The organism is Streptomyces sp. NBC_00237 (assembly GCF_026342435.1).
In the GTDB taxonomy this organism is placed as follows: domain Bacteria; phylum Actinomycetota; class Actinomycetes; order Streptomycetales; family Streptomycetaceae; genus Streptomyces.
Window position 1 is genome coordinate 2278387 of record NZ_JAPEMT010000001.1, and the last position, 24553, is coordinate 2302939.

Here is a 24553-nt window from a genome sequence, read left to right on the forward strand (position 1 = left end):
AGGATGGACGGAATGGACATCATTCTTTTCCACTCCGTCTACGGTCTGCGCCCGGCCGTACATGCTGCCGCCGAACGACTGCGCGCCGCCGGGCACCAGGTGCACGTGCCCGACCTGTACGAGGGTCAAACGGCCGACACCGTCGAGGAGGGCCAGGCGGTCCTGGACAAGATCGGCCGCGAGGAGCTGCTGCGGCGTGCCGTGCTGGCGGCGGCGCCGCACTCCGAGAAGGGGCTCGTGTACGCCGGGTTCTCCTGGGGCGGTGCGGTCGCGCAGAACCTCGCGCTGGGGGATGCCAAGGCTCGGGGACTGCTGCTGCTGCACGGGACGTCGGACATCGCGGAGGGGGTTTCGGTGGATGAGCTGCCCGTGCAGCTGCACGTCGCCGATCCGGATCCCTTCGAGTCCGAGGACTGGCTGAACGCCTGGTATCTCCAGATGCAGCGGGCTGGGGCGGATGTGGAGATCTATCGGTATGGCGGGGCGGGGCACCTTTACACCGATGCGGAGCTGCCGGACTTCGACCAGGGGGCTGCTGAGCAGACGTGGAAGGTCGCGTTGGGGTTCTTGGCGACGTTGTAGGGGCCTCCTCGTGGCCGGGGCGTGGCCGGGCGGGACCGGGGGTGCCTGCGGCGCTGCCCCGGTCCCTTCCCCAAGCTCTCAACTTCGTTCGAGCAGGGGATACCCCATCCTTCACCTGAAGCGTTCGCCGCGCGGCTTGTTCGTGGCTGGGCGCGCAGTTCCCCGCGCTCCTAGCGGGGCGCGTAGACCCGTTCGACGTGCTGGGTGCCCGTGAGCGTTCGGTAGGACCTGCGCCACGTGCTCGTGGCGTCCTTGCGGGTCTTGTCGGAGACGGAGTAGTAGTCCATCTGCGAGTGCTCGGGCGTGACGTCCAGGACGCCGTAGCCGTGCGAGTCCATGTCGACGTACTTCACATGGCGGTTCGCGGCCTTGACCGCCGTGGCCGCGACCAGCGAGACCGTCTGCGGAGCGACGTGCAGCATGTCGTCGAGGTTGTCGGAGGTGACCGAGGTGATGACGAATTCCACGCCTGCGGAGCCCGAGGACGGGTAGGTGGCGGCCTTGACCGGCACGTCGTTCGCCCACGACATGTGGATGTCGCCGGTGAGGAAGACCGTGTTGGTGACGGAACGGTCCTTCAGGTGCCCGATCAGTTCCTTGCGGTCGTCCGTGTAGCCGTCCCACTGGTCGGTGTTGACGGCGATGCCCTCCTTGGGCAGGCCCACGAGTTCGGCGATCGGCTCGAAGAGGTGCGCGGGTACGGAGCCGAAGGCGATCGGCGAGATCATCACGGACGTGCCGACGAGCTTCCAGGAGGCGTCGGAGGCGGCCAGGCCCGACTTCAGCCAGTCGAGCTGCGCGCGGCCCGTGATCGTACGGTCCGGATCGTCGACCTTGCCGCTGCCGACGGACGCCTGCTGCGAACGGAAGGAGCGCAGGTCCAGCAGGTGCAGGTCGGCGAGCTTGCCCCAGCGCAGGCGGCGGTAGACGGTGCCTGCGGTGGAGGTGCGGACCGGCATCCACTCGAAGTACGCCTGCTTGGCGGCGGCCACGCGTGCCGACCAGTCGCCCTCGGTTTCCGGGGTGTGGTTCTCGGCGCCGCCCGACCAGGTGTCGTTGGCGAACTCGTGGTCGTCCCAGATCGCGACGACCGGGTGTCTGTGGTGCAGGGCCTGGAGGTCCGGGTCGGTCTTGTACGTGCCGTGCCGCAGGCGGTAGTCGGCGAGGGTGACGATCTCGTGCCGGGGCTGGTGCTGGCGGACGACGTACTTCGGCTCCGGGTAGCCGCCCGTCGCGTACTCGTAGATGTAGTCGCCCAGGTGCAGGACCGCGTCCAGGTCGGAGCGGGCCGCGAGATGGCGGTACGGGGAGAAGTAGCCGGACTCCCAGTTGGCGCAGGACACCACGCCGAAGCGGACGCCCGCGACGGTGGAGTCCGCGGCGGGAGTGGTGCGGGTGCGGGCGGCGGGGGAGAGGACGTCGCCGCAGGAGAAGCGGAAGTAATAGTCGGTCGCCTGGCGCAAGCCCCTTACATCGACCTTGACGGTGTGGTCGGTGGCGGCGCTCGCGGTCGTCGTCCCCCGGGCGACGACGCGGGTGAACGCCTTGTCCTCCGCGACCTCCCAGGCGACCGCGGTGTCCGGGCCGAGGCCGGAACCGGGCGTGGCCTCGGCGGTCGGGGTGAGACGGGTCCAGAGCAGGACGCCGTCGGGCAGGGGGTCGCCGGAGGCCACGCCGTGCAGGAAGGCGGGGGTGGCGGAGGCCGCGGTGGCGGCGGAGACCGCGTGGGCGGACGAAACGGTCGTCGCCGCGAGGGCCGGAGCGACGAGAGCGGTGGCGGCGGCGGCCTTGAGGGCCGTGCGGCGGGACGGGGTTCCCGTGGCGGGGGAGACACCCGTGGCAGGAGTGAATTGACTGGTCACGGGTGATCACATTACTGACCAGTAAGCCCCCCGGGTGGGCGAACAGTGAATGTTCGCCCACCCGTTGACCAGGCGTTTGACGGAGTTTGACGGAGTTTGATGGCGCGTCAGCCGTCGGGGTGGCCCGAGTGTCAGCCCTTCAGGGCCTTCTCGATCGCCGTCTTGAAGTCCTCCGGTGCCATCGGAGCGGCCTCGGTGCCCTCCTTGACGACGACCTTGCCGTCCATCTTCAGGGTCGGGGTGCCCTTGATGCCGCTGGCGTCGAACTTCTGCGACATCTTCAGCGCCCAGGCGTCGAACGTGCCGCCCTTGACCGCGTCCTGGAACTTCTTGTTGCCCTTGAGGGCCGGGACCTGGTCGGCGATCTTGATCAGGTAGTTGTCGTCGGCGAACTTGTCGACGCTCTCCTCGGGGTGGTTGGCCTGGGAGTACAGCTTGCCCTTGTACTCCAGGAACGCGTCGGGGCTCACGTTCAGCGCCGCGCCGAGCGCGCTGGTCGCGTTCTTGGAGCCCTCGCCGCCCGCCATGTTGTCGATGAAGGTCGCGCCGACGTACTCGACCTTGTACTTGCCCGCGTCGACGTCCTTCTTGACCTGCTCGCCGTTGGCCTGCTCGAAGGAGGCGCAGCTCGGGCAGCGCGGGTCCTCGAAGAGCTGGAGCGTCTTCTTGGCCTCGGCCTTGCCGACGACGACGGTGGTGCCGTCGGTCCCGGTGGAGTTGGCGGGCTTGGTGACGGCAGCGTCCTTGGCCGCCTCCCATGCCTTCGGCTTGTTGGCCTGGACGACGAAGTAGCCGACGCCGCCCGCTATCGCGAGGACGGCCACGACCGACCCGGCGACGACGAGCTGGCGCCGCGTCTTGTCCTTCTTCGCCTGCCGCTCGCGCTCGACCTTCAGCCGCTCGCGGGCCGCTGCCTTGTTCGCCTGGTTGTTGCGTGCGCTCATGATCGTTCCAACTCCGTGGGTACTGAACGTTGCGTGTGAGGGGGTGCCGGGCCCGCGTCCGTACGACGAGTGGACGGGTGACGGAGGGCCTCAGGCGGTGAGGGAGAACCCGGCGGCGGGCGGCCCGCGCCGCCCCACGGAGTGCACGAGGTGCCGGGTGCGCAGCAGCGTCGCCGCGTCCCGGTGCGGGGTCGGACGCCCCGGATTGCGTACGGGGAAGAAGCCCGCCGCGGTGGCCACCGCGAGCAGCAGCGGCCGGAAGGCCAGGCACGCGGTCGTGCGGAGCAGCCCGCAGAGGGCCGCCTCGCCGCGCCGCAGCCACAGCGCGGCCAGCAGGCCGACCGCCACGTGCGCCCCGAGCAGCAGCCAGGGCAGCGCGGGGTCGGGGGAGGCCAGCAGCTGGGTGAAGCGCCCGGCGGGTCCGGGGTGGACGAACGGAGCGCCGAAGGGGGTGCCGACCGGGGTGCCGCCGCACAGCACGTCGAGCCCGAAGGCGCGCAACGCACCGGCGACGGGACCGCCGGACGGCCCGTAACAGACATGCTGTCCGGTGGTGAAGAGGGTGTCCGCCGCCAGTTCGAGGGGCACCAGCAGGGCGGCTATCGGGCCGAAGCCGCGCTCCCGCCCGGCGAGTGCGTACGCGAGGCCGAAGACGGCGACGCCGACGGCGACGACCGTGAGCGGCGGCAGCGGGGCTCCGGACAGCAGCACGTGCGAACCCACGGACAGCGTCACGACGACCGCCGTGAAGAGCGCTGCCCGCAGGATGCGAAGCGGAGTCCTGGATATGCCCATCGTCAGTGAGTGTGCCACGGGCCCCCGTAAGGGCCTTCTAAGGGCTACAGACCTGTGATGCGACCGTTGCGGAACAGGTCCACGAAGATCTGGTGGTCGGCCCTCGCGCGCGCCCCGTAGCTGTGCGCGAAGTCGACCAGCAGGTCGCCGAAGCTCTCCTCGTCGGCGGCGATCGCCGCGTCGATGGCCCGTTCCGTGGAGAACGGGACCAGCGAGTGCCCGCTCTCGTCGTCGGCAGCCGCGTGCATCGTGGCGGTGGCCCGGCCGAGGTCGGCGACGACGGCCGCGATCTCGTCGGGCTCGTCGATGTCCGACCAGTCCAGGTCGACCGCGTACGGCGACACCTCGGCGACGAGCTGCCCCTGCCCGTCCAGTTCGGTCCAGCCCAGCCACGGGTCGGCGTTCACCTGGAGGGCGCGCTGTGAGATGACCGTGCGGTGGCCCTCGTGCTGGAAGTAGTCGCGGACGGCGGCGTCGGTGACGTGCCGGGAGACCGCCGGGGTCTGGCCCTGCTTCATGTAGATGATCACGTCGTTCTCGAGGGCGTCGCTGTTGCCTTCGAGGAGGATGTTGTACGAGGGCAGGCCCGCGGAGCCGATGCCGATGCCCCGGCGGCCGACGACGTCCTTCACGCGGTACGAGTCCGGGCGGGTCAGCGACGACTCCGGGAGGGTCTCCAGGTAGCCGTCGAAGGCGGCCAGCACCTTGTAGCGGGTGGCCGCGTCCAGGTCGATCGAGCCGCCGCCCGAGGAGAAGCGGCGCTCGAAGTCGCGGATCTCCGTCATCGAGTCGAGGAGCGAGAACCGGGTCAGCGAGCGGGCGTCGCGCAGGGCGTCCAGCAGCGGGCCCTGGGCGGTGTCCAGGGTGAAGGGCGGCACCTCGTCGTTCTTCGCGCCCGTGGCGAGCTGGTGGATGCGCTCGCGGTAGGCGGCGGCGTACACCCGGACCAGGTCGCCGATCTGCTCGTCGCCGAGCGCCTTCTGGTAGCCGATGAGGGCGACGGAGGCGGCGAAGCGCTTGAGGTCCCAGGTGAAGGGGCCGACGTACGCCTCGTCGAAGTCGTTGACGTTGAAGATCAGGCGGCCTTCGGCGTCCATGTACGTGCCGAAGTTCTCGGCGTGCAGGTCGCCGTGGATCCACACCCGGGAGGTGCGCTCGTCCAGGTAGGGGCCCGCGTGCTGCTCGCGCTCCTGGTCGGCGTAGAACAGGCCCGCGGCCCCCCGGTAGAAGGCGAAGGCGGAGGCGGCCATCTTGCGGAACTTGACCCGGAAGGCCGCCGGGTCGGCGGCCAGCAACTGGCCGAAGGCGGTGTCGAACACGGCGAGGATCTCCTCGCCGCGCTGGGTGGCTTCTGTCTGCGGAACCGACATCGCCGGGGCCTCCTGGTGCGGGCGTTCACGTGCTTGCGGGGACTGGTCGGACGGGCACAGGGGGCACCTGTCGTTCCGTCCAACGCACGACCGTACCCCTGAGTGCCCGGGGGGTCCGGCGGACTGCCGAACCGGGGGTTGTGTCAGTGGGTGGAAGTAGACTCGGCTCTCGTTCGCCACCCCTGTCACCGACCCGCTGCCGGAGGCCCCCGCCGTGACCAAGCCGCCCTTTACGCACCTCCACGTCCACACCCAGTACTCGATGCTGGACGGTGCCGCGCGGCTCAAGGACATGTTCGACGCGTGCAATGAAATGGGCATGTCGCACATCGCGATGTCCGACCACGGCAACCTGCACGGGGCGTACGACTTCTTCCACACGGCGCAGAAGGCGGGCGTCACGCCCATCATCGGCATCGAGGCGTACGTCGCCCCGGAGTCCCGCCGCAACAAGCGGAAGATCAAGTGGGGTCAGCCGCACCAGAAGCGCGACGACATCTCCGGTTCCGGTGGTTACACCCACAAGACGATCTGGGCGGCGAACAGCACCGGTCTGCACAACCTCTTCAAGCTGTCGTCCGACGCGTACTCCGAGGGCTGGCTCCAGAAGTGGCCGCGCATGGACCGGGAGACCATCTCCCAGTGGTCCGAGGGGCTCATCGCCTCCACGGGCTGCCCGTCCGGCGAGCTCCAGACCCGGCTGCGCCTGGGCCAGTACGACGAGGCCAAGCAGGCGGCATCCGACTACCTGGACATCTTCGGCAAGGGCCGGTACTTCCTGGAGCTGATGGACCACGGCATCGAGATCGAGCGCCGGGTCCGCGACGACCTCGTCAAGATCGGCAAGGAACTCGGCATTCCGCCGCTGGTGACGAACGACTCGCACTACACCTACGCCCACGAGGCGTCCGCGCACGACGCCCTGCTGTGCATCCAGACCGGCAAGAACCTCTCCGACCCGGACCGCTTCCGCTTCGACGGCACGGGCTACTACCTGAAGTCCACCGACGAGATGTACGCGGTGGACTCCTCGGACGCCTGGCAGGAGGGCTGCCGCAACACCCTCCTGGTCGCCGAGCAGATCGACACCACGGGGATGTTCGAGAAGCGCGACCTGATGCCGAAGTTCGACATCCCGGACGGCTTCACCGAGGTCACCTGGTTCCAGGAGGAGGTCCGGCGCGGCATGGAGCGCCGCTACCCGGCCGGCGTCCCCGAGGACCGCCAGAAGCAGGCCGAGTACGAGATGGACACCATCATCTCGATGGGCTTCCCCGGGTACTTCCTCGTCGTCGCCGACTTCATCATGTGGGCGAAGAACCAGGGCATCGCGGTGGGCCCCGGCCGTGGTTCGGCGGCCGGTTCGATCGTCGCGTACGCCATGGGCATCACCGACCTCGACCCGATCACGCACGGCCTGATCTTCGAGCGCTTCCTCAACCCCGAGCGCATCTCCATGCCCGACGTCGACATCGACTTCGACGAGCGCAGGCGCGTCGAGGTGATCCGGTACGTGACGGAGAAGTACGGCTCGGACAAGGTCGCCATGATCGGCACCTACGGAAAGATCAAGGCCAAGAACGCCATCAAGGACTCGGCCCGCGTGCTGGGCTACCCGTACGCGATGGGCGACCGCCTCACCAAGGCCATGCCCGCCGACGTCCTCGGCAAGGGCATCGACCTCTCCGGCATCACCGACCCCAAGCACCCGCGTTACAGCGAGGCGGGCGAGATCCGGGGGATGTACGAGAACGAGGCGGACGTCAAGAAGGTCATCGACACCGCGAAGGGCGTCGAGGGCCTGGTCCGCCAGATGGGCGTGCACGCCGCGGGCGTCATCATGTCCAGCGAGCCGATCGTCGACCACGCTCCGCTCTGGACCCGGCACACCGACGGCGTCACCATCACGCAGTGGGACTACCCGCAGTGCGAGTCGCTCGGCCTGCTGAAGATGGACTTCCTGGGCCTGCGCAACCTGACCATCATGGACGACGCCGTCAAGATGGTCCGGGCCAACAAGGGCATCGACCTGGAGATGCTCTCCCTGGAGCTGGACGACCCGAAGACCTTCGAACTGCTCTGCCGGGGTGACACGCTCGGCGTCTTCCAGTTCGACGGCGGCCCCATGCGCTCCCTGCTGCGCCAGATGCAGCCCGACAACTTCGAGGACATTTCCGCCGTCTCGGCCCTGTACCGGCCGGGCCCGATGGGCATGAACTCGCACACGAACTACGCGGAGCGCAAGAACGGCCGCCAGGAGATCACGCCGATCCACCCGGAGCTCGAAGAGCCCCTGAAGGAGACGCTGGGTCTGACCTACGGCCTCATCGTGTACCAGGAGCAGGTGCAGAAGGCCGCCCAGATCATCGCCGGGTACTCCCTCGGCGAGGCCGACATCCTGCGCCGCGTGATGGGCAAGAAGAAGCCGGAGGAGCTGGCGAAGAACTTCGTCCTCTTCCAGGCGGGCGCGAAGAAGAACGGCTACAGCGACCAGGCCATCCAGGCCCTGTGGGACGTCCTGGTCCCCTTCGCCGGCTACGCGTTCAACAAGGCGCACTCCTCCGCTTACGGCCTGGTCACGTACTGGACCGCCTACCTCAAGGCGAACTACCCCGCCGAGTACATGGCGGCCCTGCTCACCTCGGTGAAGGACGACAAGGACAAGTCGGCCGTCTACCTCAACGAGTGCCGACGCATGGGCATCAAGGTGCTCCCGCCGAACGTGAACGAGTCGGAGTCGAACTTCGCCGCCCAGGGCGACGACGTGATCCTCTTCGGCCTCACCGCCATCCGCAACGTCGGTCAGAACGTCGTGGACTCGATCATCCGGATGCGCAAGGCGAAGGGGAAGTACAGCTCCTTCCCCGACTTCCTCGACAAGGTCGAGGCCGTCGTCTGCAACAAGCGCACCGTCGAGTCCCTGATCAAGGCGGGCGCGTTCGACGAGATGGGGCACACCCGCAAGGGCCTCGTCGCCCACCACGAGCCGATGATCGACAACGTGGTGCAGGTGAAGAGGAAGGAGGCCGAGGGCCAGTTCGACCTGTTCGGCGGCGGTGAGGAGGACAGCGACGAGCCCGGCTTCGGGCTCGACGTCGAGTTCTCCGACATCGAGTGGGAGAAGTCGTACCTGCTCGCGCAGGAGCGCGAGATGCTCGGTCTGTACGTCTCCGACCACCCGCTCTTCGGCCTGGAGCACGTCCTCTCGGACAAGGCGGACGCGGCCATCGCCCAGCTCATGGGCGGCGAGCACGCCGACGGCGCGGTCATCACGGTCGGCGGCATCATCTCCGGCCTCCAGCGCAAGATGACCAAGCAGGGCAACGCCTGGGCCATCGCCACGGTCGAGGACCTGGCGGGCTCCATCGAGTGCATGTTCTTCCCGGCGACGTACCAGCTGGTGTCGACCCAGCTCGTGGAGGACACGGTCGTCTTCGTCAAGGGCCGCCTCGACAAGCGGGAGGACGTGCCGCGTCTGGTCGCGATGGAGCTCCAGGTGCCGGACGTCTCCAACGCGGGGACGAACGCCCCCGTCGTGCTGACCATCCCGACCGTGAAGGTCACCCCGCCCATGATCAGCAAGCTGGGCGACATCCTGTCCCACCACCGGGGCAACACGGAGGTGCGGATCAAGCTCCAGGGGCCGCGCAAGACGACCGTGCTCCGGCTCGACCGGCATCGGGTGACGGCGGACCCGGCGCTCTTCGGTGACCTGAAGGTACTGCTGGGCCCGAGCTGCTTGGCCGGGTAGACCGTACGTACGCACACAAGAAGGCGCGCCCCCCGTGCACAGGGGGCGCGCCTTCTTCGCGTAGGTCAGCAGTGATCAGTTGTGGCCGAAACGGCGCTGGTGCTTCCGGGCCACGTCGGCGGGGCTGCCCTGAGCCGGGGGCTGCGCCTGCGCCTCGAAGGAACTGCTCTTCTCGGACTGCTGCGAAGCCTTGTCCTGCGTGGTGGGCTGCTTGCGGGAGTTCTTGTTCTTGGCCATGGAATGCCTCCTGAAAGGTGTAGGTGCCAGGGCCGCGACCAGACTCACACAGCGGGACAGACCTCGCATTTTGGATCATTGCCGTACGTAATCGGACGCCATCGGGAGTAACCTCCCCGGTAACTTTTCGCTCCGCCACGCCGATGATCGAGTTCCGGCCGTTAAGCCTTGCGAGGTCGGGCAGACTCGATAGAAACCCGTAAAACCTGCCGACCCTTGGCCATTGTTTTCGAGATCTTCAACGTTCTTCGATCACTTTTCGAGGTTCCAGAAAGAGGGTGGAACGCGTGGACCGCTGCGTCGTCCTGGTGGACGCCGGCTACTTGCTGGGCGCCGCCGCGAGTCTGCTGGCCGGGGAGCCGGCCCGCTCGCGCATCACCGTCGATCACGCCGCCCTCATCCAGGGCCTGCGAGAACGCGCCGAGGCCGATACGCAGCAGCCCCTGCTGCGCATCTACTGGTTCGACGGCGCCCCCGACCGCGTACCCCAGCCCGAGCACCGACGGCTTCGCGTCATGCCGCGCGTCACCGTCCGCCTCGGCGCCCTGACCCGCAGCGACGGCCGCTGGGCCCAGAAGGGCGTCGATGCGGCCATGCACGCGGAACTCACCGAGCTGGCCAGAAATCGCGCCTGCTCCGACATCGTCCTGGTCACCGGGGACGGTGATCTGCTACCCGGCCTGATGTCCGCCAAGGAGCACGGCGTCGCCGTCCACCTCTGGGCGGTGCAGGCCGCCGACGGCGACTACAACCAGTCCGAGGACCTCGTCGCCGAGGCCGACGAGCGCCGCGTCCTGGACCGCGTGTGGATCACCCGTGCGGTACGGGCCAAGGAGTACGGCGGCATCTGCGCCCCGCCGCCGGTCCCGCGCCCCGAGATCGCCGCCATCCTCTCCGCCCCGCTGCCCGAGTCCGCGCTCGCCGCCCAGGCGGAGGCCCAGGCCCGCGTCGAGGCGCAGGCCCGCGCCCAGGCGCACGCAGGGAACGGCCGCCTGGGCGGTACCGAGGCCCCCGCCCGCAACGGCTCCGCCGACGTACCGTCCACCGCCTCCGGCCGTACGGTACCCACGCCCAAGGACCTCGCGGGGCTGCGCGGCCCCGGCATCCAGGCCGCGCAGCACCCGCCGCACGCCCAGCACCCCCCGACGACCAGCGCCACCCTGCGCTGGTCGTCCGACAAGGGCTGGGTCGAGCGACCCGGCTCGGGACCCGCGCTCGGCGAGCCCCCGGAGACCGCGTCCCTGCCCACGCTCGCCCAGCTCACCAGCGCCGAGCAGCGCTGGGCGGACCGCGAGGAGGACATCACCACGGTCGGCGGCGACCCCTTCGAGGTGGGCCAGGTCTTCGCCCGCCGCTGGATGGAACGCCTCCCGGAACCCGTCCACACCCAGAAGCTCTCCACGATGTACCCGCGCATCCCGCACCGCATCGACGGCGAGCTGCTGCGGTACGCGGCCCGCTTCGGCCTCCTCGCGCACAAGGACGACCAGATCGACGAGCACGACCGGTACGCGATCCGGGCGGGCTTCTGGCGGGAGATCGACGTCCGGGCGGCGGCGGAGCACGCCACGGTCGCGGACTGAGGGCTTCCAGGATCACGGGGGTGAGGTCACCGCGACCGGCGCGCCCGGGGAGGGACCCGGCGGAGAGCGCGCCGCCGGGGACCCCGTAAAGTCGTGGCTCGTGAGTACGGGCAGCGGCGCGCCGCGAGTGGAGTCAGCGGAGACAGCGGGCACGGCTCCGGCGCCGCACGACAGGGACGTCGTGTGCGCGGTCGAAGGGCTGGTCAAGGTGTACGCGCCCGCCCGCGCACGGCGCGGTGCGCCCGCCGTGCCCGAGGTGCGGGCCAGCGACGGCGTCTCCCTCACCGTTCGCCGGGGCGAGATCTTCGGCCTCCTCGGGCCCAACGGCGCGGGCAAGACCACCCTCGTACGCCAGCTGACCGGCCTGATGCGCCCCGACGCGGGCACCGTCTCCGTCCTCGGCCACGATCTCGTACGCCATCCCGAGCGGGCCTCCCGCCTCCTCGCCTACCTCGGCCAGGAGAGCAGTGCTCTCGACGAGCTGACCGTGTCGCTCGCCGTGGAGACGACGGGGCGGCTGCGCGGGCTGACCCTCCGGCAGGCGCGGGCCGAGCGGGACGACGTACTCGAAGAACTGGCCCTGACCCCGATCGCGGGCAAGGCGATCAAGAAACTCTCCGGCGGGCAGCGCCGGCTGGCCTGCTTCGCGACCGTGCTGGTGGGGGAGCGGCCGGTGCTGGTCCTCGACGAGCCGACGACCGGCATGGACCCGGTCGCCCGGCGTGCGGTCTGGTCGGCCGTCGACCGCCGCCGCGCGGACCGGGGCGCGACGGTCCTGCTGGTCACCCACAACGTCATCGAGGCCGAGACCGTCCTCGACCGGGTCGCCGTCCTGGAGCGCGGGAAGGTCATCGCCTGCGACACCCCCGCCGGGCTCAAGGCGCACGTCGCCGACGAGGTCAGGCTCGAACTCGTCTGGCGCGAGCGGGCCCCCCTCGACGTCCCCGAGGTGGCGGCCCTGCGCGGGCTCGGCGCCGGAGTGCAGGAGTCCGGGCGGCGCTGGACGCTGCGGCTGGCGCCGGACGAGGCGCGGGCGGCGGTCGCGGCGGTCACCTCAGGAGCGGCGTTCGCCGCACTCGACGACTTCACGCTGGCCACCCCGAGCCTGGAGGACGTGTACCTCGCGCTCGGTGGCGGGCGTACGGAAGGGCTGGTCAAGGCGTGAGCGCTGGATCGATCGAGGCGGTGGGTACGACGAGGTCGCCGTCCGTCCGTACGGAGCAGGGGGCGGACGCCGCCGGCCTCGCGCCCGCCGCGCGCTTCCTGCCGTCCCTCGCCGCCGTGTACCGGGCGCAGCTCTCGCGCGCCCGGGTGGCGCGCATCCCGCTGCTCTTCGTGGCGACGTTCCAGTCCGTCGGGATCATGATCCTGATGCGGGGCGTCGTGGACGGGGGAGGGGAGGCGCGGGCGGTCGTCGCCGGGTCGAGCGTGCTGGTCGTCGCCTTCGTCGCGCTGAACCTGCTCGCCCAGTACTTCGGCCACCTGCGGGCCAGCGGCGGACTCGACCACTACGCGACGCTGCCCGTCCCGCCCGCCTCGGTGGTGCTGGGCGCGGCGGGTGCGTACGCCTCCTTCACGGTCCCCGGGACTCTCGTCACGGCGGGCATCGGGTGCCTGCTCTTCGACCTGCCGATGGGGAACCTGTGGGTGCTGGCGGCGGTGGTCCCGCTGGCGGGGGCGGCGCTCGCCGGGCTCGGCGCGGCGCTGGGACTGCTCGCCCCGAAGCCCGAACTGGCCACACTGCTCGGGCAGTTGGGCATGTCGGCCGCACTGCTGCTGGGGGTGCTCCCGGCGGAGCGGATGCCCGCGCTGATCGCGTTCGCGCGGGATCTGCTGCCCTCCACGTACGGGGTGGAAGCCTTCGCCCGTACCTTCGACGCGCATCCGGACTGGGCGGCGGTCGGCCTCGACCTGGCGGTCTGCGCCGGGGTCGGCGTGGTGTCGCTGGCCGTGGCGACGTGGGCGTACCGGCGGGCCTCGGTCCGCTGACGCCCGTGTGCCGGGCGTGAGGGGCGTCCGGTGAGGCGCCGCCCGGACGCGCCTGGCACGATGTCAGGGTGACCGCTCCTCTGACACCGCCTCACCAGCCTTCGCCGCACGACCCCTGGCAGACGCCCGAGGGGTACGGGGACGGAGCGACCCAAGCGACGTACCCGCCGATCGGGGGCGGGCGCGACTCCGGCGAACTGGCCACGGACATCCGCAAGGCACTGGTGGTGCTCGTGGTGACCGCGGTGGCCGGGCTGCTGCTTGGCGTGCTGTGGGCGTGGCTGGCGCCGAAGGTGCCGCTGATCTCGACCGACAAGGCGGTCTTCCTCAAGGACACCGAGGGGGAGGCGGCGGCGGGGGCCGACGGCGTCTTCGTGCTGCTGTCGCTGGGGCTGGGCCTTCTGACGGGGCTGGGAGCCTTCCTGTTCCACCGGCGGGGCGGGATCCCGATGGTCGTCGCCCTGGCGCTGGGTGCGCTGATGGGGGCGTGGCTGGGGTGGATGGCCGGGGGCTGGTTCGGCCCTTCGGCGGATGTGGTGGCGCAGGCGAAGGCGGTGGGGGTGGGGGTCGCCTTCGACGCTCCGTTGAAGCTGGGGGCGAAGGGGGCGTTGTTGGCGTGGCCGTTCGGGGCGGTGCTGGTGCATCTGGGGTTGACGGCGGTGTGGGGGGTGCGGGATCCGGAGCCGGAGTTCGAGTGGGGGGCGTATTACGGGGCTCCGGCCCAGGCTCCGGTCTCGGATTCGGCTCCGGGTCAGGATTCGGCTCCGGTCTCGGATGCGGCTCCCGGCTCGGGGCCGTCGGACGGGGCGGGGCGGTAGCGGGGCGGGGCGGCTCCGGGGTGGGCCCGGAGCGAGGGGGGCCGCCCCCTTGCCCGCCCTTCCCCAAGCTCTCAACTTCGTTCGAGCAGGGGATACCCCACTCGCCCCCGGGGGGCGGCCCCGCCGCCCAAGGGGGCTGGGCGGAGGCGTAGGAGGCTTGGCGGAGGCGGAGGGGGCAGGTCCTGCCGTCCCAGGGGGCTAGGCCGGGCGTTTGCCGTGGTTGGATTTGTTTTTCTTGACGCGCCACTTCCGTTTGCGGGTCTTCTTGGACATTGCGTCACACCCCTCACGGTCGGACCGTTTCCCTAGGTCCTAGTGGAGGATCGGCAAGCCGTCGAGACCCTACGCGCGACCGATCGGGGCGAGGACCGCCGAGGTGAGTGCGGCCAGGTCCCCGGGGGCCAGCTCGACCTCCAGGCCCCGGCGGCCCGCCGACACGCAGATCGTGGCGTGGGAGGAGGCGGAGGAGTCCAGCACCGTACGGAGCTTCCTGCGCTGGCCGAGGGGGGAGATCCCGCCGAGCACGTAGCCCGTGGTGCGCTCCGCCGCCGCCGGGTCCGCCATGACCGCCTTCTTGCCGCCGACCGCCGAGGCGAGGGCCTTCAGGTCGAGCGTGCCCGCGACCGGGACGACCGCCACCGTGAGCGTCCCGTCGATGTCCGCGACGAGGGTCTTGAAGACGCGGTCGGGGGTGACGCCGAGGGCCTGCGCGGCTTCCTCGCCGTACGAGGCCGCCGCCGGGTCGTGGGCGTACGCGTGCACCGTGTACGCGGCGCCCGCCGCCGTGAGGGCCACCGTCGCCGGGGTCCCGCCCGTCTGCGCGGCCTGCTTCTTCTTCGCCAACGTACGTAATCCCTCGGTCAGTTGGGGCAGGTCGGGGCCCGGGTGAGGGCTTCGGCCGGGATGGAGGGGAGGTGGCGGATCAGGGCCGTCTCCTGGCGCAGGATCGTCAGCTCCTCGCGCAGCCGGGTCGCCGTGTCCGGGGCCTGGAGGAGCCGCTGCCGGGTCGGGGTGTCGAGCATGGTGGCCGCCGCGACCAGGTAGGACACGACGGACGGCTCGTCGGGGAGGTCGGCGGCCGACGTCAGGGTCGCCTCACGCGCTCCCGCCAGCCGCTTCTGGTACGCGCGGAAGGCGCGCAGCACGCCCTCGGCGAGCGCGCCCGCCTCGTCGCCCGGGTCCTCGTCCAGCTCTTCCAGCTCGGCGACGAGGTAGGGGCCGGTCGCGTCGACGGAGAGGATCTTCACCCGCTTCGTGCCGGTGGCGAGGACCTCGAAGCTGCCGTCCTCGCGTTCGCGGATCGTCGCCGCGTCCGCGATGCAGCCCACCCGGTGGAACGCCTGGATCGGGTCGGCGCCGAAGCCCGCCGCCGGGCCCTGCTCCGTCATCGCGGTGGGGTCGTCGGGCATGCCGGTCGCGGTGCGGGCGGTCTCCCGGCCGTCGCGGATCGCCACGACCGCGAAGCGGCGCGCCTCGTCGTCCTGAGTACCGTCGTCGGGGACGGCATCGGGACCGCCGTCGGCGAGGGAGTCGGGGGACGACTTCAGCAAGTCGCGCATCATGGCGCGATAACGCTCCTCGAACACGTTCAGCGGCAGGACGAGGCCGGGGAACAGCACCGAGTTGAGCGGGAAGAGCGGCAGGCGAGCGGTGGTCACAGCGCTCAAGCGTAATGGCCGTCGGACCTGCTGCGTCCGGGAGTCCATTTACGGACCCCCTCGGGTTTCGCGCGGCCCGCCGAAGGGGCCGCTCCGGTGGTGGCCCGGGAGCGTGCCGCGTCCCGCAGTTCGAGGAACCGGCCGAGCGGGTCCTCGGTGAGGGAGGCCCACGGGAACGACGTCGCGTACGGGCCGATCAGGCGGAACTGCTCGACCGCGTCCGTCCACCGCTCGCGGCCCACCAGGACGTACGCCAGGAGGTTGCGCACCTCCGCCGCCCACGGGTCGCCCGGCGCGTACTCGGCGGACAGGGTGATCGCCAGGTCGGCGGCCTTGTCGACGCGGGCGGTCAGGTCCGGGGCGAGGGGGTGCCCGCCCGGCGCGAGGGCCGCGTCCCGGACCGGGGGCCGGTCCGCGAGCAGGGTGAAGGCCGCGCGCAGGGGGAGGGCCTGGACGAGCGAACCGGGGAGCGCGTCGTCGGCGGCCTGCTCGGCGAAGTCGAAGCACTCGCGGTACGTGGAGCCCTGGGCGGCGAGGTACTTCAGGGCCGCGACGTGGCAGCCGTAGTGGTGGGAGGAACGGCGGACGGCCTGGCCCCACAGGGCCTCGAAGGTGTCGTGGGCGGCCTGCGTGCCGCGTGCGTGGTCCAGGGCGATGCGCCAGGGCACCGGGTCGCTGGGCGCGCCTGCGGCGGCGGCGTCGATCAGGGGCCCGGCGGGGCGCAGGCGGTCGGCGGGGGAGGGGGACTCCAGCGCTCTGCGGACTTCGAGCTCGGCCTTGATGAGGAGGGCGTCGGGGTCCGAAGGGTCGGCCAGCAGCCAGTCGGTGAGCCAGTCCTGGCGGTGGTGGGCGAACGCGGCCAGCCGCAGCGTGTACCGGTCGCGGTTCTCCCACTCGGCGCCTTCGCGGGTCGCGGCGAGGAGGGCTGCGGCCGGTGCGTAGCCGCCCTGGGCGGCGGCGACCAGCGCGGGGGCCATGCGCGCGTCGGGGGCGTCGAGCAGCAGGTCCTCGTCGGTCGAGGCCGCCGAGGCCGTCGAGGACGCAGTGGTCGTCGAGGACGCAGTGGCCGTCGAGGACGCAGTGGACGGTCCGCCGGGCGGGGCCGGGGAGACCCGGCGGGCACGGCGTGCGGTGCTCATCAGGGCGCGAAGGAAAGACATGGTCCAGCCATTGAAAACCGCAGGTGAGCGGGGTGCCAGGGGCGGTCTGTGAAGCTTTGGTAGCGGCGCGAAGGTTGTACGGATTTTGGTCAAGGGACGGTAAAGAAAGACGGTGGACGGGGCGGGGAGGGGGAGGGCGTGTGGGGGCGGGGTGAACGGGGCCGGGGCGGGGCTCCGCGCAGGGGTCGGCTAGCCCCTCCGCAGGAGTCGGGAGGCGCCTGCCGCGACCGTGGTGGCGAGGATCCAGCCGAGGAGGATCAGGGCGGCGGCCACCCACTGCCAGCCGCCCTTCAGGAGCCAGTAGCCGTCCTGGCCGAGGTTGATGACCGGGACGAGGAGGTCCAGGGCGTAGAGGGGGGCGCTCCACTGGGGGTGTTCGTCGGGCTTGATGGGCTGGGGGTCGTAGCGGGAGAAGGCGAGGGTGCCCGCCGCCCAGAGGACCGCCATCCACAGGGCGGCCCGGCCCGGCCGGTATCCGTACGCCACCGTCCAGTCCTGGAGGACGCCCCACACCTTCCCGGCCAGCGGCAGCGTCTCGCGCCGACGGCGCTGCTTGGTGAGGAGGACCTCGCGGGCCTCGGAGTCCTCGCCGCTGTTGCGCTTCACGGCGGCCAGCCGCTCGTACGGTTCCGGGGCGTACTCGGGGGTCGCGGCCGTCACCCACTCCAGTCGCCTGGCCAGCGGGAAGTGGCCGATCGGGACCAGGTTCTCGTAGGCGAAGCCGCCCATCGACAGATGCCCGGGCCCCGGCCAGCTCGTCGACTTGTCGACCAGGGTGATGATCTTCGCGCCGGAGAGCACCACCCTCCCCCGCTCGGGCCGCTCGCCCAGAAAGCGCAGTTCCGGGGTCTGGATGCGGCGCAGCGACAGTTCCTGGTCGTTCTCCAGGGTGAAGCGCGCGTCCTGGAGGTCGACGGCGTCGCCGAAGCGCCCGTCGTCCAGGCGGAGCCCGCCCTGGCACTCGAAGCGCTGCATCCGGGTGCCCCGGGCGGGGGTGTTGCCGACGCCCCGGCCCAGCCCGAACGGGGGCGTGGTGTTGCCGTACGTCTGCGAGGAGAGCCCCGCCGGGGTGAGGTAGAGCGAACGTTCTACCGTCAGCTGCGGGGCGTTGAGTGCCCGCTTCCCGTACGGATTCGTCAGGCGGCTGCCGCGCAGGCTCAGCGAGACGCCCACCTTCGCGCCCCGCAGGCTGATCTCGCCGTGCGTCTCGATCAGCTCCGCCTGGAGGTCCTGGGCCACCGACAACCCGTCCGCCAGGATCGACTTCCCGCGCCGGTCCCGCCCCACCACGATCTGGTTGATCAGCAGGTCCGTGCCGATCTGCGCGTCGGTGAGCCGCACCCCGTTCTCCACCCGGCAGCGGGGCAGATGCAGATCACCCTCCGTGTGCAGCCGGGCGGCCTCGACCCGGGGGATCGAGCAGCCCACCAGCCGCAGGGTGGTGAACCGGCACTCCGGCAGCAGGAGTTCGCTGTCGAAGCGGCAGCCGTTCATCTCCACGTACGGGGCGACCGTGCCGCCCGACAGGTCGAGCACCCCGGTGATCTGCACCCCGCGCAGCTTCAGCGCCGCCACCCGCCCCGGCCGCGCCTCCGGCCCGCTGAGCAGCAGGAGCGCCACCACGCGGGCGCGCACCGTGCGCTCGGGGCCCCAGGAGCGCGCGGCCATCGGGTCGTCGGCGAGGGGCTGCTGCACCCGCAGGTCGTACGTGGTGCCGTTGCGGTACGACTGCCACATTCCCAGTTCCGCCGCGCTGAGCCAGTCCGGCGCCTCGTCGTCCCGCTGCGCCTCGGTCACTGCGCCGCCCCATCCCCTCGATCCGCTACGTAACGCAGTGCACGCTAGCCGTCACCGGTGACGGCCGGGACCCCTGTGGCTCGTATCAGTCAGTGATACGGGCGACCGGTGGCCGGAAGCGGTCTGCGAGAATTGGGTACGTGATCTCACGAATCGATCTGCGCGGTGACGCCCTCCCCGAGGGTGGAGCCCTGCGCGACCTGCTGCCCCGAGCCGACTTCGACGTGACCGCCGCCCTGGAGAAGGTGCGGCCCATCTGCGAGGACGTGCATCATCGTGGCGACGCGGCGCTGATCGAGTACGCGGAGAGGTTCGACGGGGTCACGCTGACCGAGGTCCGGGTCCCGGCGCAGGCGATCGCCGACGCGCTGGAGAAGCTCGACCCCGAGGTCAGGGCCGCTCTGGAGGAGTCGATCCGGCGGGCCAGGCTCGTCCACCGCGCACAGCGCCGCACCACCCACACCACCCAGGTCGTGCCCGGCGGCACGGTCACCGAGAAGTGGGTGCCGGTCGACCGGGTCGGCCTGTACGCGCCCGGCGGCCTGTCGGTCTACCCGTCGTCCGTGATCATGAACGTGGTCCCGGCGCAGGAGGCGGGCGTCGCGTCGATCGCCCTCTCCTCGCCGCCGCAGAGGGAGTTCGGCGGCCTCCCGCACCCGACGATCCTCGCCGCCTGCGCCCTGCTGGGCGTCGACGAGGTGTACGCGGCCGGAGGCGCCCAGGCCGTCGCGATGTTCGCGTACGGCACCGAGTCCTGCCCGCCCGCGAACATGGTCACGGGCCCCGGCAACATCTGGGTCGCCGCCGCCAAGCGCTACTTCACCGGCCGCATCGGCATCGACACCGAGGCCGGTCCCACCGAGATCGCCGTCCTCGCCGACGACAGTGCCGACCCGGTGCACGTCGCCGCCGACCTGATCTCCCAGGCCGAGCACGACCCGCTCGCCGCCGCCGTCCTGGTGACGGACTCCGCCGCACTGGCCGACGCCGTCGAGCGGGAGCTCGTACCGCAGGTGGACGCCAGCAAGCACCGTGCGGAGCGGATCACTCCGGCGCTCGCCGGGCGGCAGTCCGCGATCGTGCTGGTGGACTCCCTGGAGGACGGCCTCAAGGTCGTCGACGCGTACGGGGCGGAGCACCTGGAGATCCAGACGCGCGACGCGGCCGCCGTCGCCGACCGGGTCCGCAACGCGGGCGCGATCTTCGTCGGCGCGTACGCCCCGGTGTCCCTCGGCGACTACTGCGCGGGCTCCAACCACGTCCTGCCCACCGGCGGCTGCGCCTGCCACTCCTCGGGCCTGTCCGTCCAGTCCTTCCTGCGCGGCATCCACGTCGTGGACTACACCCGCGAGGCCCTCGCCGACGTCGCCCACCACGTGGTGACGCTCGCGGAGGCGGAGGACCTCCCGGCGCACGGTGCGGCGATCAAGGCGCGCTTCGCGTGGAAGGTGCCGAACAAGTGACGCGTATCGACGACCTCCCCATCCGCGACGAGCTGCGCGGCAAGTCCCCCTACGGCGCCCCCCAGCTGGACGTCTCCGTCCGGCTGAACACCAACGAGAACCCGTACCCGCTCCCCGACGCCCTCGTCGACCGCATCGCCGAGCGCGTCCGCGAAGCCGCCCGCACCCTCAACCGCTACCCCGACCGGGACGCGATCGAGCTCCGGACGGAACTGGCGAAGTACCTGACGAAGACCGCGGGCCACGACGTCACGGTCAAGCACCTCTGGGCCGCCAACGGCTCCAACGAGATCCTCCAGCAGCTCCTCCAGACCTTCGGCGGCCCCGGACGCACCGCCATCGGCTTCGAGCCCTCGTACTCGATGCACGCGCTCATCTCGCGCGGCACGGGCACGGGCTGGATCTCAGGGCCGCGCAACGACGACTTCACCATCGACGTCGAAGCCGCCACGAAGGCCATCGCCGAACAGCAGCCCGACGTCGTCTTCATCACCAGCCCCAACAACCCCACCGGCACCGCCGTCGAGGCCGACACGGTCCTCGCCCTGTACGAAGCCGCCCAGGCCGCCAAGCCGTCCCTGGTCGTCGTCGACGAGGCCTACGGCGAATTCAGCCACCGGGCCTCCCTCCTCCCGCTGATCGAGGGCCGCCCGAACCTGGTGCTCTCCCGCACCATGTCCAAGGCGTTCGGCGCGGCCGGACTGCGCCTCGGCTACCTGGCCGCCGACCCGGCGGTCGTGGACGCGGTCCAGCTGGTGCGCCTGCCGTACCACCTGTCCTCGGTCACCCAGGCCACCGCGCTCGCCGCGCTGGAGCACACCGATACCCTGCTCGGGTACGTCGAACAGCTGAAGGCCGAGCGCGACCGCCTGGTCGCCGAGCTGCGGGCGCTGGGCTACGAGGTCACCGACTCGGACGCCAACTTCGTCCAGTTCGGCCGCTTCGACGACGCGCACGCCGTGTGGCAGCGGATCCTCGACCGGGGCGTACTGGTCCGGGACAACGGCGTACCCGGCTGGCTGCGGGTCACGGCAGGCACCCCCGAAGAGAACGACGCGTTCCTGGAAGCGGTACGCGCGATCTCCACTGACCTGGGCAAGAAGGAGCGAAACGCATGAGCCGCGTAGGACGGGTCGAACGCACCACCAAGGAGACCTCGGTCGTCGTCGAGATCGACCTCGACGGCACCGGCAAGGTCGACGTGTCGACCGGCGTGGGCTTCTACGACCACATGCTCGACCAGCTCGGCCGCCACGGCCTCTTCGACCTCACGGTCAAGACGGACGGCGACCTGCACATCGACACCCACCACACCATCGAGGACACCGCCCTCGCACTGGGCGCCGCCTTCAAGCAGGCCCTCGGCGACAAGGTGGGGATCTACCGCTTCGGCAACTGCACGGTCCCGCTGGACGAGTCCCTCGCCCAGGTCACCGTCGACCTCTCCGGCCGCCCGTACCTCGTGCACACCGAGCCCGAGAACATGGCACCGATGATCGGCGCGTACGACACGACGATGACCCGGCACATCTTCGAGTCCTTCGTCGCGCAGGCGCAGATCGCCCTGCACATCCACGTGCCGTACGGGCGCAACGCGCACCACATCGTGGAGTGCCAGTTCAAGGCCCTGGCGCGGGCACTGCGCTACGCCGCCGAGCGCGACCCGCGCGCCGCCGGAATCCTCCCGTCGACCAAGGGCGCGCTGTAACCCCATGAACGGTCTCAACACCATCCTGATCGTCGTCGGGCTCTTCCTGCTCGGCGGCGTCATCTCCTTCTCCAAGCAGAAGATGCCCAAGGGCGTCATCGTGCTGCTCGGCCTCGCCTCGGTGATGTGCATCGCCGCGGGCGTCATGCGTATTCAGGGAATCTGGGAATGACGATCGGTAAAAACGGCACGTCGAAGAAGGTCGTCGTCTTCGACTACGGCTTCGGTAACGTCCGCTCCGCCGAGCGGGCGCTCGCCCGGGTCGGCGCGGACGTCGAGATCACCCGCGACTACGACACCGCGATGAACGCGGACGGGCTGCTGGTGCCCGGCGTCGGCGCGTTCTCCGCCTGCATGAAGGGGCTGCGCGCGGCGCGCGGCGACTGGATCGTGGGCCGCCGCCTGTCCGGCGGACGCCCGGTGCTGGGCATCTGCGTCGGCATGCAGATCCTCTTCGAGCGCGGCATCGAGCACGGCGTCGAGACCGAGGGGCTCGACGAGTGGCCCGGCGAGGTCGCGCCGCTCAAGGCCGACGTCGTACCGCACATGGGGTGGAACACCGTCGAGGCGGCCCCGGGCTCCGAGCTGTTCGCGGGCCTGGACGCCGACGAGCGGTTCTACTTCGTGCACTCCTACGCCGTCCACGACTGGTCGCTCGAAGTCACCAACCCCAAGATCCGTGCCCCGCGCGTCAGCTGGTCCACGCACGGCGAGCCCTTCGTGGCGGCCGTCGAGAACCGGGCGCTGTGGGCGACCCAGTTCCACCCCGAGAAGTCCGGCGACGCCGGAGCCCAGCTGCTCACCAACTGGATCGGAACCCTCTGATGTCTTCGTTGCACAAGCTCGAACTGCTGCCCGCCGTCGACGTCCGCGACGGCCAGGCCGTCCGCCTCGTGCACGGCGAGTCCGGCTCCGAGACGTCGTACGGCTCCCCGCTGGAGGCGGCCCTCGCCTGGCAGAAGTCCGGCGCCGAGTGGCTGCACCTGGTCGACCTGGACGCCGCCTTCGGCACCGGCGACAACCGGAAGGTCATCGCCGAGGTCGCCGCCGCCATGGACATCAAGGTCGAGCTCTCCGGCGGCATCCGCGACGACGCGTCACTGGAGGCGGCCCTCGCGACCGGCTGCAAGCGCGTCAACCTCGGCACCGCGGCGCTGGAGACCCCCGAGTGGGTCGCCAAGGTCATCTCCCGGTACGGCGACAAGATCGCGGTCGGCCTGGACGTACGCGGCACCACGCTGCGCGGCCGGGGCTGGACCCGCGACGGCGGCGACCTGTACGAGACCCTGGCCCGCCTCGACTCCGAGGGCTGCGCCCGGTACGTCGTCACCGACATCGCCAAGGACGGCACGCTCCAGGGCCCCAACCTGGAACTCCTGAGAGACGTCTGCGCCGCCACCGACAAGCCCGTCGTGGCCTCCGGCGGCGTCTCCTCGCTCGACGACCTGCGGGCCATCGCCTCCCTGGTGCCGGACGGCGTCGAGGGCGCGATCGTCGGCAAGGCGCTGTACGCGAAGGCGTTCACCCTCGAAGAGGCGCTGGAGGCGGTCTCCCGATGACCTCGTCGAACGAGTCCTCCGTACGGCGCATCCAGACGGGCGCTCCCTGGGAGGAGCGGTTCGGCTACGCCCGTGCCGTGGAACTCCCGGGCGGCCTCGTGCTGGTGTCCGGTTGCACGTCCGTCGTGGACGGTGTCATCGACGCCGGAACCCCGTACGAACAGACCAGGGCCGCCTTCGGCGTCGCCGAGAAGGCCCTCGAAGAGCTCGGCCTGACCCGCGCCGACGTCGTCCGCACCCGTATGTACATTACGCACGCGCGCGACGTCGACGAGGTGGGCCGTGCCCACAAGGAGCTCTTCGACGCGATCCGCCCGGTCGCGTCGATGCTGATCGTCTCCGGCTTCGTCGACCCCTCGCTGGTCGTCGAGGTCGAGGTGGAGGCGTACCGGGGAGGGGCCGCATGAGCGTCTCCGTACGGGTCATTCCCTGCCTGGACGTCACGGACGGGCGCGTCGTCAAGGGCGTCAACTTCCAGAACCTGCGGGACGCGGGCGACCCCGTCGAGATGGCCAAGCTGTACGACGCCGAGGGCGCCGACGAGCTGACCTTCCTCGACATCACCGCCTCCTCCGGCGACCGCGAGACCACCTACGACGTGGTGCGCCGCACCGCCGAGCAGGTCTTCATCCCGCTGACCGTCGGCGGCGGCGTCCGCACCGCGGACGACGTCGACAAGCTGCTGCGGGCCGGGGCCGACAAGGTGGGCGTCAACACGGCGGCCATCGAACGCCCCGACCTCATCCGCGAGATCGCCGAACGCTTCGGCCGTCAGGTGCTCGTCCTCTCCGTGGACGCCCGGCGCACCGCAGCCGGTTCCTTCGAGGTCACCACGCACGGCGGCCGCCGCTCGGCGGGCATCGACGCGATCGAATGGGCGCACCGGGCCGCCGAACTGGGCGCGGGCGAGATCCTGCTCAACTCGATGGACGCCGACGGCACCAAGGACGGCTACGACACGGAGATGATCGCGGCCGTACGGAAGCACGTCACGGTCCCGGTGATCGCGAGCGGCGGCGCGGGCAGGCTGGAGCACTTCGTCCCGGCCGTCGGCGCCGGTGCGGACGCCGTCCTGGCGGCCTCGGTCTTCCACTTCGGGGACCTGCGGATCAGCGAGGTCAAGGCGGCTCTCAGCAGCGCAGGCCACCCGGTGCGCTGACGGCTTCTTCCGACGGGTCCTTGTGACGGGTTCTTCTGACTGGTTCTTCGTTCAAGTGTCGTAAAAGTAGCTGTGGTTGAAGATCGATCATGGTTAGCGTTCCCCCTCGGAAAGCTCA

Annotated in this window: 23 protein-coding genes; 14 read left to right on the forward strand and 9 right to left on the reverse strand. The window is 70.8% G+C overall.

From position 1 onward, the window contains the following. Positions 1-3 precede the first annotated feature (3 nt). On the forward strand, positions 4-582 hold the full coding sequence (locus OG897_RS10075; protein WP_266654935.1) for a dienelactone hydrolase family protein: 579 nt from the start codon (positions 4-6) through the stop codon (positions 580-582). A 170-nt stretch (positions 583-752) separates the two neighbouring features. Here OG897_RS10075 and OG897_RS10080 read toward each other — a convergent pair whose 3' ends face one another. The 4 genes from OG897_RS10080 to OG897_RS10095 all read right to left on the reverse strand — a co-directional run bounded on the left by OG897_RS10080 (position 753) and on the right by OG897_RS10095 (position 5553). Next, positions 753-2444 (reverse strand): alkaline phosphatase, encoded by a 1692-nt coding sequence (locus OG897_RS10080; RefSeq protein WP_266654937.1) that lies wholly within the window; start codon positions 2442-2444, stop codon positions 753-755. A 131-nt stretch (positions 2445-2575) separates the two neighbouring features. Then, a complete protein-coding gene (locus tag OG897_RS10085) occupies positions 2576-3388 on the reverse strand; it encodes a thioredoxin domain-containing protein (RefSeq protein WP_266654939.1) in 813 nt (270 codons plus the stop codon). Between the two features lie 90 nt (positions 3389-3478). Further along, a complete protein-coding gene (locus OG897_RS10090; protein ID WP_266654941.1) occupies positions 3479-4183 on the reverse strand; it encodes a hypothetical protein in 705 nt (234 codons plus the stop codon). A gap of 44 nt (positions 4184-4227) precedes the next feature. After that, positions 4228-5553, reverse strand: coding sequence for a DUF2252 domain-containing protein (locus tag OG897_RS10095; protein ID WP_266654943.1), 1326 nt, complete (start codon positions 5551-5553; stop codon positions 4228-4230). Between the two features lie 214 nt (positions 5554-5767). On the opposite strand from OG897_RS10095, the gene dnaE reads away from it, so the two are divergent. Next, positions 5768-9304, forward strand: coding sequence for a DNA polymerase III subunit alpha (gene dnaE, locus OG897_RS10100; protein WP_266654945.1), 3537 nt, complete (start codon positions 5768-5770; stop codon positions 9302-9304). A gap of 75 nt (positions 9305-9379) precedes the next feature. Here the strand turns inward: dnaE and OG897_RS10105 are convergent, their stop codons facing one another. Further along, entirely contained in the window at positions 9380-9541 is a 162-nt protein-coding gene (locus OG897_RS10105) for a hypothetical protein (RefSeq protein WP_266654947.1), read from the reverse strand. 278 nt (positions 9542-9819) lie between these two features. On the opposite strand from OG897_RS10105, the gene OG897_RS10110 reads away from it, so the two are divergent. From OG897_RS10110 to OG897_RS10125, 4 genes are all read left to right on the forward strand, one after another. Then, positions 9820-11124, forward strand: coding sequence for an NYN domain-containing protein (locus OG897_RS10110; RefSeq protein ID WP_266654949.1), 1305 nt, complete (start codon positions 9820-9822; stop codon positions 11122-11124). A 181-nt stretch (positions 11125-11305) separates the two neighbouring features. Beyond that, the gene (locus OG897_RS10115) at positions 11306-12289 is read left to right on the forward strand and encodes an ABC transporter ATP-binding protein (protein ID WP_266656716.1); all 984 of its coding nucleotides are present in this window, start codon (positions 11306-11308) and stop codon (positions 12287-12289) included. A 20-nt stretch (positions 12290-12309) separates the two neighbouring features. After that, positions 12310-13113 carry an ABC transporter permease gene (locus OG897_RS10120; RefSeq protein ID WP_266656718.1) on the forward strand — a complete coding sequence of 268 codons (804 nt, stop codon included), beginning with the start codon at positions 12310-12312 and terminating at the stop codon, positions 13111-13113. 68 nt (positions 13114-13181) lie between these two features. After that, entirely contained in the window at positions 13182-13931 is a 750-nt protein-coding gene (locus tag OG897_RS10125) for an ABC transporter permease (protein ID WP_266654951.1), read from the forward strand. A 342-nt stretch (positions 13932-14273) separates the two neighbouring features. On the opposite strand, the gene ybaK is transcribed toward OG897_RS10125, so the two are convergent. The 4 genes from ybaK to OG897_RS10145 form a co-directional block, all read right to left on the reverse strand. Then, a complete protein-coding gene (gene ybaK / locus OG897_RS10130) occupies positions 14274-14774 on the reverse strand; it encodes a Cys-tRNA(Pro) deacylase (protein ID WP_266654953.1) in 501 nt (166 codons plus the stop codon). Positions 14775-14791: 17 nt separating this feature from the next. After that, positions 14792-15589: an LON peptidase substrate-binding domain-containing protein gene (locus OG897_RS10135; RefSeq protein ID WP_266654955.1), complete on the reverse strand. Its 798-nt coding sequence runs from the start codon at positions 15587-15589 to the stop codon at positions 14792-14794. A gap of 5 nt (positions 15590-15594) precedes the next feature. Next, the gene (locus OG897_RS10140; RefSeq protein ID WP_266654957.1) at positions 15595-16749 is read right to left on the reverse strand and encodes a hypothetical protein; all 1155 of its coding nucleotides are present in this window, start codon (positions 16747-16749) and stop codon (positions 15595-15597) included. Between the two features lie 189 nt (positions 16750-16938). Then, positions 16939-18486: an oxidoreductase gene (locus OG897_RS10145; protein WP_266656720.1), complete on the reverse strand. Its 1548-nt coding sequence runs from the start codon at positions 18484-18486 to the stop codon at positions 16939-16941. 200 nt (positions 18487-18686) lie between these two features. On the opposite strand from OG897_RS10145, the gene hisD reads away from it, so the two are divergent. From hisD to hisF, 8 genes are read left to right on the forward strand one after another with little or no spacing between them, the layout of a single operon-like run. Then, positions 18687-20009, forward strand: a complete 1323-nt coding sequence (hisD, locus tag OG897_RS10150; protein WP_266654959.1) for a histidinol dehydrogenase — start codon at positions 18687-18689, stop codon at positions 20007-20009. Then, a complete protein-coding gene (locus OG897_RS10155) occupies positions 20006-21127 on the forward strand; it encodes a histidinol-phosphate transaminase (RefSeq protein WP_266654961.1) in 1122 nt (373 codons plus the stop codon). Before hisD ends, OG897_RS10155 begins: the two co-directional genes overlap by 4 nt. Continuing rightward, positions 21124-21717 carry an imidazoleglycerol-phosphate dehydratase HisB gene (hisB, locus tag OG897_RS10160; RefSeq protein WP_266654963.1) on the forward strand — a complete coding sequence of 198 codons (594 nt, stop codon included), beginning with the start codon at positions 21124-21126 and terminating at the stop codon, positions 21715-21717. Before OG897_RS10155 ends, hisB begins: the two co-directional genes overlap by 4 nt. A gap of 4 nt (positions 21718-21721) precedes the next feature. Then, complete coding sequence (locus tag OG897_RS10165) at positions 21722-21889, forward strand: hypothetical protein (RefSeq protein ID WP_266654964.1); 168 nt, start codon at positions 21722-21724, stop codon at positions 21887-21889. Next, a complete protein-coding gene (hisH, locus tag OG897_RS10170) occupies positions 21886-22542 on the forward strand; it encodes an imidazole glycerol phosphate synthase subunit HisH (RefSeq protein WP_266654965.1) in 657 nt (218 codons plus the stop codon). The genes OG897_RS10165 and hisH overlap by 4 nt, the downstream gene beginning before the upstream one ends. 8 nt (positions 22543-22550) lie before the next feature. Beyond that, complete coding sequence (gene priA, locus OG897_RS10175) at positions 22551-23276, forward strand: bifunctional 1-(5-phosphoribosyl)-5-((5-phosphoribosylamino)methylideneamino)imidazole-4-carboxamide isomerase/phosphoribosylanthranilate isomerase PriA (protein ID WP_266656722.1); 726 nt, start codon at positions 22551-22553, stop codon at positions 23274-23276. Further along, complete coding sequence (locus OG897_RS10180; protein ID WP_266654967.1) at positions 23273-23683, forward strand: RidA family protein; 411 nt, start codon at positions 23273-23275, stop codon at positions 23681-23683. The genes priA and OG897_RS10180 overlap by 4 nt, the downstream gene beginning before the upstream one ends. Further along, positions 23680-24435: an imidazole glycerol phosphate synthase subunit HisF gene (hisF, locus tag OG897_RS10185; protein ID WP_266654969.1), complete on the forward strand. Its 756-nt coding sequence runs from the start codon at positions 23680-23682 to the stop codon at positions 24433-24435. Before OG897_RS10180 ends, hisF begins: the two co-directional genes overlap by 4 nt. The last annotated feature ends 118 nt before the right edge of the window (positions 24436-24553 follow it).